Below are 18,659 nucleotides of genomic sequence, written 5' to 3' on the forward strand. Positions count from 1 at the left end.
TTTATGATTTTTTTAAGAAGGTTGGAAAAAAGCCCTTAAATACTGCGTTATAACAAACGTATGATCGTAAAATCACCGCTATTCTTTACCGTTTGTCCTAATAGGTTGGCCTTGTACTGTTGGTGGTCACAATTTCATTGACTTCGCTTCAATCCCATACTAGCTTTGATCTCACAAGGCTGCTAAACAACAGCCGGAACTAATCAAATCAAACAAAAACTGAAGCCATGAAAACTTTCTTTATTGCCGCATTTATGCTTGTAACACTCGGTAGCGCCATTGCTGCTCCTTTTACACCGCCGGTAACAACTAAAGTGTTAAGCCATTTCTCCGAAAACTATTCCAACGCCGTTAATGTCAAATGGACATTAGCCAGTAGCTATACAAAAGCCACTTTTACCCAGAACAACAAAAAATGGGAAGTGTTTTATGATAATGAAGGCAACCTCTACGGCACCAGCAGGAATATCAGCTTCTCCGAACTGCCTGCCAAGGCTTCAGGGTATATCAACAAAAAGTATTCAGACTACGGTATCCTTGAAACTGTTGAATTCGACAGCGAAAGCGACGGCAAACTCTTCTTTGTGTCACTGCAACAGGGAAAAAAGAAAGTCATTCTGCAGGTTGACGCAAACAGCTGGGTAAGTGTATTCAAGAGATCCCGTGTTTAACTGAGAAATCTTTGAAAGCCACATCCCGCAGCAGCAGTACCCATATAATAAAACAAGGCACAGCCTTTAAAGCATAGGCCCTTATATACCCTTTTAACGGTGGTGGACACAGATCTGTTGGTGACAGAATAGTCACAACAAACAGGATAACGAGCATGGCAGTGGTCCATGCCGTTTTCTTTTCCAGTGATACATACCAGAGCGCTACTCCCGTAACGGCTATAACATAGGTAACCGATTCGGCGGAGGAACTGAAGATCACTACGGCTATCAATGCCAGCGCCAGGTATCGTAACCGGAAAGCGGCATATTTGTATTGCGAAAAACGCAGCAATGGCAGGGCATACAATAATGCTACCGGCGCCAGTACCACCAGGTCGCTGATCTTTACCTGCAATGTCCGGCGCAGAACACCAATGATGGATACATCCTGCATACCAAAGGTTAATGACTGATCGGCATTCTTCGCATCTTTCCACACCAGGCTATGGTACCAGTCCTGGTAACTCTGGATAACAAACGAGGGAGGCGTTATAAGCATAGGCAGGCATACCAGTATCACCAGCCACATGATAAAATAACCGATGAACTTTACCTTATGCTGGCTGAACAGGAAGAATGTTAAACCGGCAATAGGGTAGATCTTGGTAAGAAAACCCAGTGCAATGAAAAAGGTTGCCCACACATCTTTCTGTTTTTCCACCATCACATACGCCAATACGATCCAGGCGCCTACCATAGGATTGTACTGCACATGGTGCGTGGCAGACATCAGTTCTATAGCGCCAATCAGTAATACAGTATAGAATTTCTCCTTCTCCAGCGACAAGCTCCTGAGGGCAAAAAATAATACCGCCGCATTGGCAAGCGCCCACAAAACAACCCCTATATTATCCGGCAGCATTGCAAAAGGAGCAATCAGAACGCTGAACAACGGTCCATAATGATTATGGTCGTTATAAACAGCCGGATACTCGATATAAAGATTCATCTGGTTTACTGTATGTACAAATACATGCTTGTATATGACATAGTTATTCACTGTTCCCCGCAGGCTTTCAAGTAACACGGCTAAAAGCGCCAGAAAAAACCACAACAATACAGGAAAGGGGAGTTTCCACTTTTTACCGAGCGGAATATCAGCAAGTAAGAACTTCATAATAACCAGGGGGAGATTTTCGCTTTAATGGATTGGTTGCGGACAAAAATAGGGAGATTGTCAGGCAATAGTTACTTTTGCAGCTAAAATTCTGAACGATGAGTAAGGGTCCGGTTTCCCAGTTTATTCAGCATCACTACCGCCACTTCAATGCAGCGGCCCTGGTAGATGCTGCCAAAGGTTACGAAACGCACCTGGCTGAAGGTGGAAAAATGATGGTGACACTGGCTGGCGCCATGAGCACCGCTGAATTGGGCATCTCCCTCGCAGAGATGATCCGCCAGGACAAAATACAGATCATCAGTTGTACTGGTGCCAACCTGGAAGAAGATGTAATGAACCTCGTAGCACACAATAGCTATAAAAGAGTTCCCAATTACCGCGATTTAACTCCCCAGGACGAATGGGACCTGCTGGAGAATCACTATAACAGGGTTACAGATACCTGTATCCCCGAAGAAGAAGCTTTCCGCCGCCTGCAAAAACACCTGGTGAAAGCCTGGAAAGACGCAGAAGAAAAAGGCGAACGTTACTTCCCCCATGAGTTCCTTTATAAAGTGGTGCTCAGCGGCGACCTGCAACAGTATTATGAAATCGATCCTAAAGACAGCTGGATCATCGCCGCCGCAGAAAAGAATATCCCTATCGTTTGCCCGGGTTGGGAAGATAGCACTACCGGCAACATCTTCGCCAGCTATGTTATTAAAAATGAACTCAAAGCAAGCACCGTAAAAAGCGGTATTGAATATATGGTGTGGCTGGCCGACTGGTATCGTCAGAACAGCGGCGGCAAAGGTGTTGGCTTCTTCCAGATCGGCGGTGGTATCGCGGGCGATTTCCCTATCTGTGTAGTACCCATGATGTACCAGGACCTGGAATGGCATGACGTTCCTTTCTGGGGCTACTTCTGCCAGATCAGCGATTCCACAACTTCCTATGGTTCTTATTCCGGCGCTGTTCCCAACGAAAAAATCACCTGGGGCAAGCTGGATATTCATACGCCCAAGTTCATCGTGGAAAGTGACGCTACCATCGTAGCGCCGCTCATGTTTGCGTACATATTAGGCTGGTAATTCATAAATTGTTTATATTCAACTCCTTTTTGCTGCGGCAAAGAGGAGTTTTTTTATCCCATATAATTATTGCGCTATGACAAGTAAAACAGAGGAGTTGTATTTAGAGGCCGAAGCAGATATCAGGAACAGTAATTATCACGAGGCCTTCCAGAAACATGAAAGCATTATTTACGAGGAACCAGACTTTGCTCCGGCTCATAATTCCATAGGCTGGCTGTACAAAACCCAGTTCGATAGCTACCAGAAAGCGGAAACACACTTTAAAGCGGCCATGAAAAGTGACCCTTTGTACCCGCATCCTTATTTCCACCTGGCAACTTTATACATAGACCTGGAAAGGATCGACGATTTGAAGAAACACCTGGAGCAGTGTCTTAAGGTGGTAACAGTAGAAAAAGCCTGGATCTATTACCGCTACGGCATGATCGAGGAAATGAAAGGCCGCTACGAAATGGCGATCAAGCAATACCAGAAAGCCATCTTACATTGCTTCAACAATGACAAGATCCGTGATTATCACGCTGATATCGAACGCTGTAAAAACAAACAGGAACTTGCGGCATCCCTTAAACCTGCTGCACGCAAAACCTCAGAATAAATGACCTTCCCTATACAGGTCTATTAAACAGGCCGTAAGGTTAAAGACAAAATGAAATATAATACCATACCATATGGTATTATATTTCCTCCGCAAGGCTCCTACAAAGATCCCGAAAGGCAACAGCCAGATCAGAGACAGGAAATTAAGATGTAAGGCGGCGAACATGCAGGCTGTTACCAGCACTACCAGCCGCTCATTCAAAAACGAAGAAAAATATTGGTATAATATACCCCGGAACGCCAATTCCTCAAATATAGCCGGCATGAGCGCAATAGAATAGATCATTACCAGCTGAGGCGCTATATAGATCTGATAACCACCATAATAGCTATTATCAGACTTAAACAGGGAAATATTTAATTCGCGCACCGAAATATTCACCAGCCACGATGTTACAACTGCAATAGCCATTATCACCGCCATTACAGGGATCCTCAACGGTTTAACTGCCAGTAACGGTAATATTTCATCTTTGTTATAGTAGGCGTAAACAAGCGCAACCAGCGCCAGCAAAAGCTCCATCCAGAACATCTGGTCGTACGAGTGAAACCAGCTGGTGTATTTAACTATCAGGCAAAGGAACAGATTCAGCCCGTAAAACAGGAAAGCTGAACGCAACCGTTGATTATTGAAAATATCTTCCCTGTGCGCTTCCGCCCCCAGGTAAGCACCACAATGATGACAAAACCGGTGAAAACCCTTCACCGTACTATCGCACTCATTGCAGGAATAATAATATGCCGGTTCTTGCTGTTCTTCCACGTTACATGATTTCCATTTCTTCCTTTACCAGGTCGGCTTTAAAAGCAAAAGCCAGCCCGCGCAGCAAAAGAAATAATACCAGGATTGTAATAAAAAGACCATAAACACCTGTTACCGTGGTGAACGTATCCTGTACTTTTCCGAGTATTGCTATTAACGCATAGGTAAGAATAACAATAATACTCATCAGCAAAGCCGTAAACGGGCGGCGCTTACTCCATTTGCCCAGGAAAAAGAATAACGAAGACGACACTATCGACAGTAAGGCCAGGAAAACACCTTCATCCAGCTCGCTGAAAGCAAATCCAATACCCGTAATGCTAATTGCCGCCAGTATATACAACGTATTCCTTGCCACCTGTATGTTGGTTTCACATTTCAGCAACAGGTCTTTGCGTTGCCGTTGTCTTACCGCATATAAGGTAAGCTGCCCGCTTCTGTTGTGAAGCGGATGACCGCAGTTGCTGCAGAAATCATAATCCAGTTCATTGACGTAACGGCACGATCCGCAGATACAGTGTTGCATTCCGGGATGGATATACACTGGTTGCAACCGGTGTAACCGGGTGGCCATCGCCATGTTAAAAGCTTCCTTTATAAGCCGCATATGTTAACTGCAACTTACTGAAAATTACTTAAGAGGCCTATCCCTGATTAACAGTTCGTCCCTGTTGGCAATAGCCCATCCTGTTAAAAAGATAAGCCGCGTCCGTTTTTCCATCAGGTCGAAACGGATCTTGTCTACAGTATCCGTGGTCCGGTGATAATCCGGATGGAGACCACTGAAATAAAAAATGATGGGAACATTGTGCTTGGCGAAATTATAATGGTCCGAGCGGTAAAAGATCCTGTTGGGATCGCTGGGATCGTTATACTTCCGGTCCAGCTCCATTTTCAGATAAGCCTTGTTGATACTATCGGTAATAGGAGTAAGGTCACTGCTTATTTTATCGTCGCCAATGACATAAAGGTAATTGTTGGGATTGCCGCGATACGAAGTATCTACCCGCCCAATCATGTCTATATTCAGATCGGCACTCACCTTCGGGAGGCTTACAGTAGGATTATCGGTATAATAACTTGAACCCCAGAGTCCTTTTTCTTCTCCGGAAACGGTCATAAATACAATACTGCGGCGTGGCCCTTTGCCTTTATCGCTGGCAGCTTTAAACGCTTTTGCCATTTCTATTACAGCAGCTGTGCCAGAACCATCATCATCGGCGCCGTAAAAGATCTTGCCCGTGCTTGAAATACCCAGGTGGTCGTAATGCGCTGTAATAAAAACGTATTCATCCTTTTTGTCAGTACCGGGTAAAACACCAATCACATTGGAACTGAAAACATTCAATTGCTTTTTTTCCAGTGTGATATTTATATCTGTTGTAAGGGTGGTAGAAAGTGAGTTGCCTGCCTCTATCATGCCATCCAGGTCTTTTGAAAGCCCTTCGGCTATCGCTTCAAGTACCTGGTCGTTAATGGTGATGCTATTAATACCAAACTTCCCGTTTTGCTTCTTTGGATAAAAATACTGCCCGCTCTTCAAGGCAAGCGCAGGAAAACTGCTCTGTGGCGCCTGCCTGTAATACAATACCATAGCTGCACCATGCTTCATAGCATTGGTGAGCTTCACAAACTGACCGGCGCTTCTTGAAGCCTTTGTAGTGCCCGTTAGCAGGTAATTACCGTTTTCAAGTTTAGGCTCTCCTTCCGCTATAAGTACACATTTCCCTTTAACATCAAGATCCCTGTAGTCGTCATAAATAGAGTCTGTAATACCATAACCCGCCAGAACGATCTCTTTAATGGCCGCAGTAGTATCCGCCAGTTGTTCCAGGCCGATAACGAAATCTTTACCGAAACTGAAAGCTTTACCATTAACGGAAAGCTTGGCCTGGCTGATAGTATCGTAATATACCGGGTATTGCTGCTGGAATCCATTAGTCGTCCCCGGCTGTAACCCCAGCGCTTTAAACTGTGCTTCTATATAGGCGGCTGCTTTACGCTGGCCCTCCGTGGCAGTGGCCCGGCCCTGCATTTCGTCCGATGCAATAATGGTTAACTTCTCCTTTATCGAAGAAGCCTTTATTTCCTTTGAGAATTTAGCGGCCGGTTTATCCCGTTGGGCAAAGGTTGTGGTGCCGGCCAGTGTAAGGCACAGAACACCTGCTAGTAGTTTTTTCATGGTATGCTGTTATTGACAAGCGATCTTACCCACCCTTGTAGCATGACGGCCACCTTCAAATGCAGTTTGCATGAAAATCTGTACCAGTTCCAATGCCAGTGGTAAAGCAATAAAGCGTGCAGGTAAACAAATGATATTGGCGTTATTGTGTAAACGAATGAGCTTGGCTACATCGCTGTCCCAGGCAAGCCCGGCACGAACACCCTGGTGTTTGTTGGCAGTGATAGCTACACCATTTGCCGAACCGCAGTAGAGAATGCCAAAAGCAACCTTGCCGCTTTCTACAGCCGCAGATACCGCATGTGCAAAATCAGGATAATCAACAGATGCAGCAGAAGACGGACCCAGATCCTTTACTTCCAGCCCTTGTTCTTTCAGCCACTTTACAGTAGCATCTTTATATTCAAAGCCTGCGTGATCACTTCCGATTGCAATAGGTTTCTTCAGATCAAATGTTGTATCCATTATAGTAGTATATATTTCGTAATAAGACAAATATACACCAGTACATGGCTCAGAAACCTATTCCCATTCCTGTTCTTTCTTCAGTTCTTCCTTATGTACCCTTGCCGACACTATAACTCCCAGTTCATAAAGGGTCATCAGGGGAATAAATACCAGGGTTTGGCTGATAAAGTCAGGGCTGGGTGTAATAAATGCTGCTATGACCAGGATAATTACAATAGCATAACGCCTTGTACTGCGCAGGAAGCGGGGAGTGATCAGTCCTATCCGGGTAAGTATGTAAGAAAGTACCGGTAACTCAAAAGCAATACCGCAACCCAGGATAATATTGGTGAGATTTTCCAGGTAATCGCCCAGCGTAGGCTTGGTTTCCACCATATGCATTCCGCTGATCTGGAAGCTGGCCAGGAAGTTAAAAGTAAAGGGTCCCAATATGAAATAGCCAAAGACAGCCCCGCTGAAAAAGAAGAAGGTAACCCAGAAAATAGCAAAACGTGTGTTCTTAACTTCCTTTTCCTTCAGGGCAGGCTTTACAAAACGCCAGAACTCCCAGAAGATATATGGAAAGGCAACAATAAGCCCGCCTACGAAAGCAACAGTGAAACTACCCAGGAACTGACCGCCGAAACGGTTCTCGAGCATTTCAACTTTAATGGGCTTCAAACAAAGCGCATCACCCAGATGCAGGTAATGGCTGAGATCACAGAAGGCCTTGTAGCTAACGAAATTAGGATTAATAGGGCCTGCAATGACATTGTCGAAAACCCATTGAATATTCAGGAATATAATGACAGCCATTACAAGTATCGCAACTACCGATCTTATAATATGCCAGCGCAGCGCTTCAAGATGATCTACAAACGACATCTCCGATTTGCTTTCGTCTCCACCCCTCGTAAATAGGTTTGCCATGACTGTAATCTGAAATTAGGGCGCTAAGTTAACGTAATACTTTCATCTTAACCGTTTCAATACGGGTATCGCTCACTTCCAGTATATCAAACTCATAATGACCGATAATGATGCGCTCTTTTAGCTTGGGGATGGTTTTGTACTCATTTATGATATATCCCGATAAGGTCTCAGACTCATTGGCCGGGAAATCGAAATCGTACTTTTCGTTCAGGTAATCCAGTTCCAGCCGGCCCGAGAAGGTGAATTCGGTCTCGGAATCCTGCTTCTCGGAAAGCTCTTCGGTATCATATTCATCTTTGATCTCTCCAAAAAGCTCCTCCAGGATATCTTCCATTGTAACAATGCCAGCTGTACCGCCAAATTCGTCTACTACCCAGGCAATGCTCTTGCGCTCTTTCGAAAACTTGTTGATGAGGTCCGTAGCGCTCATACTCTCCGGTATGGCGGGTATAGGCAACAGTATATCCTGTATCTTCCCCGGCTTCTTAAACAGGTCCAGCTGATGGATATAACCAAGGATATTATCAATATTATCCTCATATACAACCATCTTACTCAGCTTGGTATCGATGAAACGCTGTCTTGCCTCCTCCACGGTGGATTTCATATCTATCGCTTCTATTTCGGTACGCGGCACCAGGCACTGGCGGATGCGGATATTGGGCAGGGACAGGGCATTCTCAAATAGATCTTTGTTCAGGTCGGGATTGTTATCTTCATCCTGTTCCCTGTTCTGCTGGTAAAACTGTTCCAGGTCTACCTTTGAGAAGGCTTCTGCATTATCCTTGATGCGGGCATTGAAAAAATTCTTCAGGATCCATTGCGATGCACCAACCATTGCTATAGCAACCGGGCTGAATATACCGTGTATAAGGTTCGCTAAGGGAGCAAAAGCCAGTAACAGCTTATCATTGCGCGCCCGCCAGAATGCCCTTGGAATAAAAATGCCCAGGACCAATACCAATAAAGTAGAGAGGAAAGTATCAAAGGCCAGCTTTAACCAGGGGTTGCTTATATGCACCGGATGCCATAAAGAGCCCCGCATCAGCTGGCTGAACAATAAAGCATAACTCACCAGGCTCACGGTAAATCCTACCAGGCAGGTGCCTATGAAAGCGGAAGGATGCTCCATAAAACGCGATACAATGATACCGCTGCTTTTACCCTGCTTCTTCTTCAACTCCACGTTTAACCGGTTCGCACTGGAAAAGGCCACTTCCAGGCCGGCAAAAAAGCCAACCAGGATAAGTGTAACTACCAACCATATAGATGTGTAGAGTACAGACATATACCGAAAATACTATAAACTAGTGAGTATAAAAAACACGATCAACAGCGAATTTATTTGCCTGGCCGGCAGGGCCGGTCTCTGAATGTAAGGTTAAGGCACGGCCATACTGCTGTCCGCAACCTTTAACGACCCGGAAGCCTGGAACAAGGTCCACTTTTTAAAACTCTGGTCCGCCTGCATCCCATACATACCGTCGAACTTCTGCTCCGGCTGACGGATATAAGCAGGTTTGTCTGTATAAAACAACTGCCTGTTCTGGTCCCACCATAACTCTTCCGTGCGCAGGGTATCTCCCTTCACATTTATCACGATAACGCTGTCCTGTAAAAGAACTTTATTATCGTTTTCGAGGTAGGTACCGTAACGTGCGAACAGGGTGTTTTCAATTTTAAGACTGTCGCTGTAAAAATCAACATGCATGGTATTGGGGAACACGATGCGTGCAGTATCTCTCAAATACCGCAGCATTACGGGTGCCGTTAGCCGCGCTTTCATTTTGCCATCCTGGCTCAGGAAGCTTTCTATTTTATAGCCTTCTTCCACACCGGTTTTTTTCTTTCCCAGCTCTTTTACTTCATTGATATCATTTTCACAGCTGGCAAATACACCGGCCACTGCCAGGAAGGCCAGCGCCAGTATTGAGATCCGGTTATTGCGGATGAACATATATCGGGTTTTAGCTATTGTGTTCGCAAATGGCATAAAGGCCTTTATATAATAAATTCGGATCGGGAATGATCTCATTCGCCAGGTGCGGCAGAAAAAAATCCTGGTCGCCTCCCGTAAGTAAAACATTTAGCCTGTCGTACTTTTCCTGGTACGCATCGATCATGCCGTCTATCTCCTTACTCATTCCTAAAATAACCCCACTCAGCATGTTGGTACGAGTATCGTATCCTACCAGTGGAAAATTCCAGTCTGCCTTTACCAGGGGCAGTTTGGCAGTGAATTCATGCATGGCCCTGAAACGCATTTCGAGGCCGGGAGAAATACTTCCACCCAGAAACTCATGAAACTTGTTCACGAAATTAAAGGTAACGCATGATCCCAGTCCTATGATAAGATTATGACGATCGGGATACAGGTGAACCGCTCCCGATACCAGTGCAAGCCTGTCGGCGCCAATGGTCTCCGGCTTACCTACCGGTGAAACCACGGGCAGGCGGCTGCCATAGCTCAACAGATGGAATTGGGTATGGGCTGCCAGCAACGGCTCTATCGCTTTGTTATGATCAATGACCGAAGACAAAATGCTTTTTGCGGGTTGATACTCCCGTATAAGCGCAAGAATAGTTTCAGGAGCATCGTTTTCCAGGATCTGCAATTTCAGCAACTGTTTGCCTTCAAAAATGGCGCATTTTAGCCGTGTGTTGCCGAAATCGAAACAAAGTGTGTACATAACAGGGTCGTTTTAGAGGTCCAGGTCAAATCCTTTTAATTCCTTAAAATGTCCATTCAGCTGGATCCTCTCTTTGAGAGCTTCAATGCCACCAACCAGCGGCAATACCTTCTTTAAATGTCGTTTTAAATACTCCAGGCGTTGGTCTTCCCTCAGCAGTTCCAGTAGCTCATACTCCTGCTCGGGTGAAAGACTGGCATGGTGCGCTACATCATAGCTGGTAAGCTCCCTGTCAGGTTTCGGAAACACCTTACTTACCTTCAGCACTTCATGTAGCTGACGAATACCGGCCAGCACGCTGCTCATGCGTTGTGGCCGTTCTGTAATATCATTGGGTGGATGATTTACAATAGCACCATTGTATTGTTTGCCGGGTACTGCCCTTACTATTTCCAGTATCTTGAAAACAGAAAGGCCCCTCGTTCTTATATTCATACTGCCATCTGCCAATACCTCGGTGATCTCCGTAATTTCAACCAGCGTACCGGTTTCTTTTATGGTATTCCCCAGCACAGGAGGCACTCCAAAAGGTTTTCCTTCTGTATGGCATTCGTTCACCAGCTGTATATAGCGGTCTTCAAAAATATGCAGGTTCAAACTTTCTCCCGGGTAAACAACAATGCCCAGGGGAAAGATCCGTATAAAATTCGTCATGTCTTTCCCGGCAATATTTACAAAACTACCGCGAAGCTATCGTTTCCTGCTTACAAATAACACTTCTTAGCGATTCAATGCCTTAAATGTAAGTGAAAACGGCACCAGTGTACTGCCGCCTGCCGGCAATGAATCAATGAAATTACCAGTCATGCTTCCCTCTATGGTCACGTTGTCTCTTTTGGTGATACGCAACATCTGGTAAGCCTGGTAGCGCTTTCCATTGCGGTCGTTGTAACTGATAAAGGTACTGGGAATGGTATCGGCTGAAGTATTATTCCGGAACGAAAGGCGTAACTCCTCCCAGGGGCTTTGCTTCCGCATAGCGGAGAGTTCCAGGTAACTGCCACCCTGTGCCGTGCCGGAACTGATAGAATCCTGAGGCTGGGTATAATTCACCTGCTGGCCATTCAATATAAACCTGAATTCCTGCGATACCACGTTGTCGCATGCAACAACATTGAGAACCGCCGCTCCGGTGCCCACAGCCAGGCTTGCTGTACCGTACTTATTACTTGAAGAGTCGTAGGCCGATACCGTTATATTGGTATTGCTGCTATTGCAGCGGTTGATCACAAAGCTGTAGCTGCCATTCTCTATCGCTGTACGGTATTTCAAACCATCGATGGTGAGACCGGCAAAACCGGCTGCCACCGGCTGTCCTGAACAATTTGTAACTGCTCCCGATAACTGCAGCACAGATCCTGCGGGTAAACTTACCTTGATAATTCCCAGGTCAGCAGCCTGGCTGTAAGGGCCTATATCTGCTTTGTACACTTCTGTACGGCAGTTAGGCGTAAATACCTTCATCTCCATCGGCTGGTTGGCAGGAATCAATCCCATAACGGTTCCTGTGGCATCCAGGTAGGCAGACGCACGCATATTGCCTGTTTTGGATTGCAGTTCCACCAGCCCGTATGCCAGCGCATTACCCGCCGCATCGTGTATGGTAGCTTTGAAATCAATCACCTTAAAAGGCGCATCACAGTTCCAGAACGAAAAATGCCTGACAGTACCCACATAAGTATTACCGATCCTTACCGCACTTCCCTCTTCCTGCCACAGCCCTTTTTCTTCGTTGAAATACCACAATGGGATGCTGGCCGGTCCTGTTGCTCTTAAAGAGGCAGGAATGGTCAGTTTCAGAGTGGCGGGCTTGCTGCTGTCAAGCGCCAGTTTTTCGCCCGAAGCGCCCAGTAATTCAACAGCCACCATACCATATGATTCCAGGCCAACCTCTTGTTCCTGTTTGTTTATCCCCCGCAGATCGCCGGGCATTACCTGCATAAAACGTTCACTCTCAGGATTCAGGAACGCATAGGCCACCTCTACTTTCCCATTATATACCGAACCGTCTGCTTTATGGATGGCATTGGCAGCGAACACCAGGTCGCAACCTGCAGCATTTACTGTTCCCCCGGCCGATGCCGGAAAGGAGCCCGCTATATTTTTGGGTAATAACTCTACCTGCACATAATGTAACTGCTCATCCTGTGTGATGATCGTGCGCGATCCGCTGAAATAACCCGCTTTTTCTACATGGATCGTAGTAACACGGGCATTAGCCGCTATATTTTCGAGTAAAAAACCGCCGTTGATATCGGTAACGGTACTGTATGCACCCAACTTTACTATTGCACCCTGTACAGGCTCCTGCTTTTCATCCAGTATTCTGCCCTGTACACTTGTATTGACAGTGATCTCTGCTCCCGGAAAAGGCTTGCCGGTGTCTATGGATTTCTCTTTCTGGCAGGAAAATACGATCGCGAAAAATGCCAGTAGCAGTAACAGGCAGGTACGGTTGTTTTTAAGTTGCATTTGTAACAGGTTGAATTGATGTCGCAATTTAGGCGGATTAACCCAGAATATCACTTCAAAACAAGCCTGCATCCGTTCAAATAATTTTTCCGGGATTGAATTATATTTGGAAGATGGCGGAAACTAAACAGCCAGATCGTATAAAATGGGGTTGGGAATTGTTACATTACTATTGATCATTGCTAACTGCGTGATTTCCTACCAGGGATTCAAAAGCAGGGACTTCATCGATAAATACAGGTTTGAAGTAGAAAAGGTGTTGTTGTACAAAGACTACAAGTGCATTGTTACCTCCGGTTTTATTCATGCCAACTGGACACATCTTATTCTGAATATGCTGGGCCTGTTTTTTATCGGGCAAGGTCTTGAAGCAGCTGTGGGGCCATTTGAATTCCTGCTCATTTACTTTGCAGGGCTTATCGGGGGCGATCTGCTTTCGCTACTGGTGCATAAGAAACACGGCAATTACAGTTCATTGGGCGCTTCCGGAGCCATAGGGGGGATCTTTTTTGCATTTATAGCGCTCTTTCCTTCCTCGCCTATCCGTTTGTTCCTTATACCCATCTCCTTCCCGGCATGGATCTTCGGCCTTGCCTATGTTGTTTATTCTATTTACGGCATTCACTCCCGCAAACAGAACATCGGTCACGAAAGCCATCTCGGCGGAGCGCTTGTTGGCATGTTTACAGCCATTATCTTTCACCCTTCCACTTTCCTTTATAACTATTGGGCAGTGCTGATCATTGCTATACCAGCGGTTGTTTTCATTTATATTATTGTTACGAGACCTCATGTGCTGCTTATCGATAACTATTTCTTCAGGAAGCAAAAGCCTTATTATTCCATCGATGAAAAATACAATCAGGACAGAACCAATAAACAACATGAGATAGACGATATCCTGGATAAAATAGGCAAAAAAGGAATCAACAGCCTGACAAAAGAAGAAAAACGGAAACTGGAAGAATACTCCCGTAGTTAAGCCGTCCTGTCTTTCCTGTAAATAATGTCCTTTTATGGCCAGGAGGAGCTCCCGTGGAATTTTTCGTTCTTTCTTGGTGTAATGGGTTGCGAACGAAAAATCTCATGTACGTTTGCGCACATTATACGCGGTTAGCTCCGGGCTTTACCATCTTAAACGGAACATGCAATGAAAATATCGGGTTTTACTATCATTAAAAATGCGGTTATCAGCGACTACCCTATTGTGGAAGCCATCCGGTCGGTTTTGCCTGTGGTAGATGAAATGGTAGTGTTGGTGGGCGATTGTAACGATGGTACCCGTGAATTGATAGCTTCTATTGGCGATCCGAAAATAAAGATCTTCGATTCCGTTTGGGACCAATCATTACGCCAGGGAGGTAAAGTACTGGCGGCAGAAACAGATAAAGCCTTTCAGCTTATTGCACCTGATGCAGACTGGGCATTCTATATCCAGGGCGATGAAGTAGCACATGAAGATTACTACCGCCAGATCAGGGAAGCTTGTATGGCGTATAAAGACGATAAAAGCATCGATGGGCTGGTATTCAACTATGTTCACTTCTATGGCACTTACCGGTATATAGGTGATAGCCGTAAATGGTATAACAAGGAAATACGCATCATTAAAAACGATAAATCCATCACCGCCTACCGCGATGCACAGGGTTTCAGAAGAAACGGGAAGAAGATAAAATGCAAGCTCATCGACGCTTATATCTATCATTATGGCTGGGTGAAAAGCCCTGCACAGATGAAAAAGAAAATGAAGGAATCTGCCAAATACTGGCTCGACAATGATACCGACCTGAATAACTTTCTTCAGTCCGAAGACATCTTCAATTTCGACGAGTTTGACTCCATTGAAGTATTCAAAGGCAAACATCCTGCTGTAATGCAGCAACGCGTGGCTTCGCAGTCATGGACTATTGAACTGGACACTTCCAGGAAAAGGTTCTCCTTTAAAAAATGGTTCCTTTATAAATTCGAGAAGTTAACAGGTATACGATTGTTTAGTTTCCGGAATTATACGACCTGAGTAATTCATATTTCCGGCGCGTGTACCAGGCATGTGCCCTGGCAATATCAAGTCCTGTTTTACCATCAAGAAAACCTGCCCTGAAAATGTAATTCTGCACAAAGTTGAATACGGGCGAGAAAAAGCGCTTGAATAAATGAGAAGGTTTTTTCTTTCCGGCATACTTTTCTGCGCTTAAACGGGCATACCGGTCTAATTTACTTCTGTAAGTATGAATATCTGGCGATGTAAAATGATGAATAGCGCCTTTCAGCTGTATTTCACGCGTTTCGCCCTCACACCTGATCTCTTCGTGTACAGGTGAATTATCCCAGCAGGCTTTCCGGCTATTAAAGACGCGTCTGATAACGCCACGTCCCCATTCGCCATGTTTTACCGCCTTGTCGCCAAGATAACTGATCCGCTTAATCGTATAAATAACAGTAGGATCCGACAGATCGGTCTGTTTCAGGCTTTCAATAAGTGTGTTGTCTATATATTCGTCGGAATCCAGGCTTAAGATCCAGTCATATTTTGCCTGCTTATTACCGAGGTTCTTGGTATCTCCATAACCCAACCAGGGCGTTTCTATAAGTACGGCATTGTGCGACCGCACGATGTTTAACGTACCGTCGGTACTGCCACTGTCTACCACTATAATATCATCTGTTAACGGCTGACAGGATTTCACCGCTTTCCCTATGGTTTGGGCAGAATTCTTGCAGATGATCACAACCGAAACAGAGACATTCTTCATGCGCGCAAGGTAAAAAAAATAGGTATAAGGCGCTTCGCCAAAACCAGCTTTAACGGGGGTTGTCGGTTAAATTGGCTTCTTTGAAGGTTTATGCGGCCACCTGCCTCCCGTTAGCTGAAAGGCTGTACTTTTATGCGTTCTCATTTAGTAATACCTGCATTTATTCAGAAATGAACACATATATCGTATTTCAAAGCTATGGGGCGCCTGCGTTACTGGATGAATGTAAATTCGCTCTCTTAAGATTGTATCGCATGCTGGGCGATCAAACCCCGCAGGTGGTAGTGTATACCGACCAACCTCATGAATTTGAACCTTTCGCCGCAATAGTACCCCTTACGATCCGTGAAATGAATGCGCAGCTTATCAGCCAGTGGAAAGGACAACACCAGTTTGTTCACCGGGTTAAAATAGAGGTAATAAAGGACTGCCTGGCGGGCAGACAGGGAAAACTTATTTATATGGACTCCGATACCTGTGTAACTTCTGCTTTACCGGACCTGCTGGAAAGGATAAGTGCGGCGCAGGTGGTATTTCATATACCGGAAGGGAAAATAGGTGCGGGAGGAAATCTTCATTTCAGGAAATGGAAGCAGTTCCTGCAGTCGGCGCCAAACCCGGCACTTCAATTCCCCGACCCTTTGCATATTGAAATGTGGAATGCCGGTGTCATTGGCCTGCATAACAGTCACCTGCCTTTACTGGACGAAGTGCTGGCGCTTACAGATGAACTTTACCCGCTTTTTCCAAGGCATACTGTAGAGCAATTTGCTTTTTGCTATACTTTTCAAAAGAACAATATCCATATTTCAGAAGCCGCCGACATCGTATTTCATTACTGGAACCTGAAAGAATTCAGAATATTGTTAGGCCGCTTCTTTACACAACATGCCGCAGTACCGCTGCAGGAGCTGGCAGCTTTAACCGATAGTATCCAGCCACAGCCAATAGTGAACGACAAGATGCAGTTTGAGCAATTACCGTTCTTTAAGAAAATAATACAGAAAGCCAAAGGCAATACCTGGTCTATCAACAGGTATTATGTTTAAAACAGTTGTCATGAATAAAGATCTGCCGCCTCTTGTTTCGGTTGTGATGTGTACTTACAATGGAGAGAAATACATCGATGAACAGATTACATCCATCCTGCAGCAGCGTTATGAAAACTTTGAGCTGATTGTTGCAGATGACCGTTCAACGGACAATACCTGGTCTAAGCTACTTTACTGGCAGCAGCAGCACCCCGAAAAAATAAAACTGTTTCAGAACGCGGTGAACCTTGGTTACAATAAGAATTTTGAGTCGGCCATTCAAAAGGCCTCCGGTGACTTTATCGCGCTTTCGGACCAGGACGATATCTGGTTACCTGAAAAGATAACGGCACAGATGGCTGCTTTCTCCGATGATACTATTGTATTAGTGCATAATAAGTCGGTACGCTTAGAAGGTAGCTCACTGAACTATAAGAAAGCCGCTCTTCAGCATCATTTCAGCGGGAACAGAACCCGGAAATTCTTTTTTTTCAATCATATCATGGGGCACGATATGATCTTCCGCCGGTCACTGGTGCAATATATTGTTCCTATTCCTGATAAAATGTCTTATGACTGGTGGATCAGCGTTGTAGCTACCTGCCTGGGTTCTGTAGTGTCTGTTGGCAGTTTCCTGGTTCACCATCGTATTCATGAATCCAATAATTTCTTCAGTTCGCAGGCTGCTTCAAAAAAGAAAGAGCTGGACCTTTATGAAACGTTACGCCTGTTTTCTGCTATTCCGGCGCTGAGAAAAGAAGATGCCCATTACCTGGCGGAACTGATCCCCCTGCTAGAACAGCAGAGTGTAACCAGCGACAAGCCGGCTTTTAACTGGAAACTGTTTCGTTTTTTATTAAAGCATAGTAAGGATATATTTGGACATAAAAGAAGATTGCTGCCGGCCCTGTCGTATCTGAAAAATGCAATCAAATACTCAAAAATGAGCTTCAAGGGCCGGGGTATTTCTATTTAGTGGTTTAAACTGTGTAAGATGGACTTCCTGCATGCCCTTGCAAACAGAGATTACAAGACAATTGCGCGATTGATATCCCTTGCCGAGAATCAGGTACCGGGTATTGAAAAAACTTTGCGCGGCCTTTCGCAGCAGTCCGTTCCGGTTATTGGAATTACCGGACCACCCGGTGCAGGAAAAAGCACTATCACCGACGCCCTCATCGGGCAGATCGTTGCTGAAGATAAAACGGTGGCCGTTCTTTGCGTAGACCCCTCTTCCCCGTTTAACCTGGGCGCCTTACTGGGCGACAGGATCCGCATGAGCAACTGGTACACACATCCCAATGTATTTATCCGTTCACTTGGTTCCCGTGGCAGCCTGGGAGGTTTGCAGGCTGGAATTGTAGATGTCATGCATATCCTGAAAGCCGCCGCCTTTGATTATATCCTGGTGGAAACAGTTGGGGTTGGACAAAGTGAAATAGAGATTGCCGGGCTGGCAGACCTTACTGTCATGATCCTGGTGCCTGAGGCCGGCGATGATATTCAGACCCTGAAAGCAGGTATCATGGAGGTGGCCGATCTGTTTGTGGTAAATAAAGCAGACCGTCCTGCTGCGGATACTTTTATAAAGAACCTGGCTGCTGCGCTTAGTTTTAAACCCGGAAACAAACAGGTTCCCATTCTGAAAACCATAGCATCGCAAAAGGAAGGTACAGCGGAACTTTTTGCCACTATAAAAAAGCATTGGATCTCCGGGATTTCCAATGATAAAAAGAACTGGCTATTGGCGGAAAAGGCTTTCCTGCTGATCCAACAGAAGCGAATGAAGGATATTACCCGCGTCCGTTTGTATGAAGAGATAAAACAAACAGGGATCACAAACCTGTACACCCTGGTTGCAAAGTATATGACAGAATAG

The 18,659-nt window shown here is 45.3% G+C and carries 20 protein-coding genes; 8 read left to right on the forward strand and 12 right to left on the reverse strand.

What is annotated here, in order from left to right:
• Positions 1-227 precede the first annotated feature (227 nt).
• On the forward strand, positions 228-671 hold the full coding sequence (locus tag ESB13_RS22505; RefSeq protein ID WP_129006107.1) for a hypothetical protein: 444 nt from the start codon (positions 228-230) through the stop codon (positions 669-671).
• Here ESB13_RS22505 and ESB13_RS22510 read toward each other — a convergent pair.
• Positions 652-1,830, reverse strand: coding sequence for a glycosyltransferase family 87 protein (locus tag ESB13_RS22510; RefSeq protein WP_129006109.1), 1,179 nt, complete (start codon positions 1,828-1,830; stop codon positions 652-654). The two genes, ESB13_RS22505 and ESB13_RS22510, sit on opposite strands and share 20 nt — an antisense overlap.
• 98 nt (positions 1,831-1,928) lie before the next feature.
• Here ESB13_RS22510 and ESB13_RS22515 point away from each other — a divergent pair, with 98 nt between their 5' ends.
• Together ESB13_RS22515 and ESB13_RS22520 are read left to right on the forward strand one after the other, a co-directional pair.
• Positions 1,929-2,903, forward strand: a complete 975-nt coding sequence (locus ESB13_RS22515) for a deoxyhypusine synthase family protein (protein ID WP_129006111.1) — start codon at positions 1,929-1,931, stop codon at positions 2,901-2,903.
• 76 nt (positions 2,904-2,979) lie between these two features.
• On the forward strand, positions 2,980-3,504 hold the full coding sequence (locus tag ESB13_RS22520) for a tetratricopeptide repeat protein (protein ID WP_129006113.1): 525 nt from the start codon (positions 2,980-2,982) through the stop codon (positions 3,502-3,504).
• On the opposite strand, the gene ESB13_RS22525 is transcribed toward ESB13_RS22520, so the two are convergent.
• The 10 genes from ESB13_RS22525 to ESB13_RS22570 all read right to left on the reverse strand — a co-directional run bounded on the left by ESB13_RS22525 (position 3,496) and on the right by ESB13_RS22570 (position 12,993).
• Entirely contained in the window at positions 3,496-4,269 is a 774-nt protein-coding gene (locus ESB13_RS22525) for a CPBP family intramembrane glutamic endopeptidase (protein ID WP_129006115.1), read from the reverse strand. The genes ESB13_RS22520 and ESB13_RS22525 overlap by 9 nt on opposite strands.
• 1 nt (position 4,270) lies before the next feature.
• A complete protein-coding gene (locus ESB13_RS22530; protein WP_129006117.1) occupies positions 4,271-4,795 on the reverse strand; it encodes a zinc ribbon domain-containing protein in 525 nt (174 codons plus the stop codon).
• A gap of 105 nt (positions 4,796-4,900) precedes the next feature.
• Entirely contained in the window at positions 4,901-6,451 is a 1,551-nt protein-coding gene (locus ESB13_RS22535) for a M28 family peptidase (protein ID WP_129006119.1), read from the reverse strand.
• Positions 6,452-6,460: 9 nt separating this feature from the next.
• Complete coding sequence (gene rpiB, locus ESB13_RS22540; RefSeq protein ID WP_129006121.1) at positions 6,461-6,916, reverse strand: ribose 5-phosphate isomerase B; 456 nt, start codon at positions 6,914-6,916, stop codon at positions 6,461-6,463.
• Between the two features lie 57 nt (positions 6,917-6,973).
• A complete protein-coding gene (gene tatC, locus ESB13_RS22545) occupies positions 6,974-7,828 on the reverse strand; it encodes a twin-arginine translocase subunit TatC (protein ID WP_129006123.1) in 855 nt (284 codons plus the stop codon).
• 28 nt (positions 7,829-7,856) lie between these two features.
• Entirely contained in the window at positions 7,857-9,119 is a 1,263-nt protein-coding gene (locus ESB13_RS22550) for a hemolysin family protein (RefSeq protein WP_129006124.1), read from the reverse strand.
• 93 nt (positions 9,120-9,212) lie between these two features.
• A complete protein-coding gene (gene lptC / locus ESB13_RS22555) occupies positions 9,213-9,788 on the reverse strand; it encodes an LPS export ABC transporter periplasmic protein LptC (protein ID WP_129006126.1) in 576 nt (191 codons plus the stop codon).
• A 10-nt stretch (positions 9,789-9,798) separates the two neighbouring features.
• Complete coding sequence (locus ESB13_RS22560; protein ID WP_129006129.1) at positions 9,799-10,521, reverse strand: type III pantothenate kinase; 723 nt, start codon at positions 10,519-10,521, stop codon at positions 9,799-9,801.
• Positions 10,522-10,533: 12 nt separating this feature from the next.
• Complete coding sequence (locus ESB13_RS22565) at positions 10,534-11,175, reverse strand: LON peptidase substrate-binding domain-containing protein (protein ID WP_129006131.1); 642 nt, start codon at positions 11,173-11,175, stop codon at positions 10,534-10,536.
• Positions 11,176-11,241: 66 nt separating this feature from the next.
• Entirely contained in the window at positions 11,242-12,993 is a 1,752-nt protein-coding gene (locus tag ESB13_RS22570; RefSeq protein WP_129006133.1) for a carboxypeptidase-like regulatory domain-containing protein, read from the reverse strand.
• A gap of 145 nt (positions 12,994-13,138) precedes the next feature.
• On the opposite strand from ESB13_RS22570, the gene ESB13_RS22575 reads away from it, so the two are divergent.
• Positions 13,139-13,975, forward strand: a complete 837-nt coding sequence (locus tag ESB13_RS22575) for a rhomboid family intramembrane serine protease (protein WP_129006135.1) — start codon at positions 13,139-13,141, stop codon at positions 13,973-13,975.
• Between the two features lie 168 nt (positions 13,976-14,143).
• Positions 14,144-15,013, forward strand: coding sequence for a glycosyltransferase family protein (locus ESB13_RS22580; RefSeq protein ID WP_129006137.1), 870 nt, complete (start codon positions 14,144-14,146; stop codon positions 15,011-15,013).
• On the opposite strand, the gene ESB13_RS22585 is transcribed toward ESB13_RS22580, so the two are convergent.
• Positions 14,988-15,749 carry a glycosyltransferase family 2 protein gene (locus ESB13_RS22585; protein WP_129006139.1) on the reverse strand — a complete coding sequence of 254 codons (762 nt, stop codon included), beginning with the start codon at positions 15,747-15,749 and terminating at the stop codon, positions 14,988-14,990. The genes ESB13_RS22580 and ESB13_RS22585 overlap by 26 nt on opposite strands.
• A gap of 170 nt (positions 15,750-15,919) precedes the next feature.
• On the opposite strand from ESB13_RS22585, the gene ESB13_RS22590 reads away from it, so the two are divergent.
• The 3 genes from ESB13_RS22590 to meaB are packed head-to-tail and all read left to right on the forward strand — an operon-like array spanning position 15,920 to position 18,659.
• Positions 15,920-16,798: a hypothetical protein gene (locus ESB13_RS22590; protein WP_129006141.1), complete on the forward strand. Its 879-nt coding sequence runs from the start codon at positions 15,920-15,922 to the stop codon at positions 16,796-16,798.
• Between the two features lie 10 nt (positions 16,799-16,808).
• A complete protein-coding gene (locus ESB13_RS22595; protein WP_164974321.1) occupies positions 16,809-17,756 on the forward strand; it encodes a glycosyltransferase family 2 protein in 948 nt (315 codons plus the stop codon).
• An 18-nt stretch (positions 17,757-17,774) separates the two neighbouring features.
• Positions 17,775-18,659 (forward strand): methylmalonyl Co-A mutase-associated GTPase MeaB, encoded by an 885-nt coding sequence (meaB, locus tag ESB13_RS22600; RefSeq protein WP_129006145.1) that lies wholly within the window; start codon positions 17,775-17,777, stop codon positions 18,657-18,659.

Origin of the sequence: Filimonas effusa, assembly GCF_004118675.1 — a bacterium.
GTDB classification, from domain to species: Bacteria; Bacteroidota; Bacteroidia; order Chitinophagales; family Chitinophagaceae; genus Filimonas; species Filimonas effusa.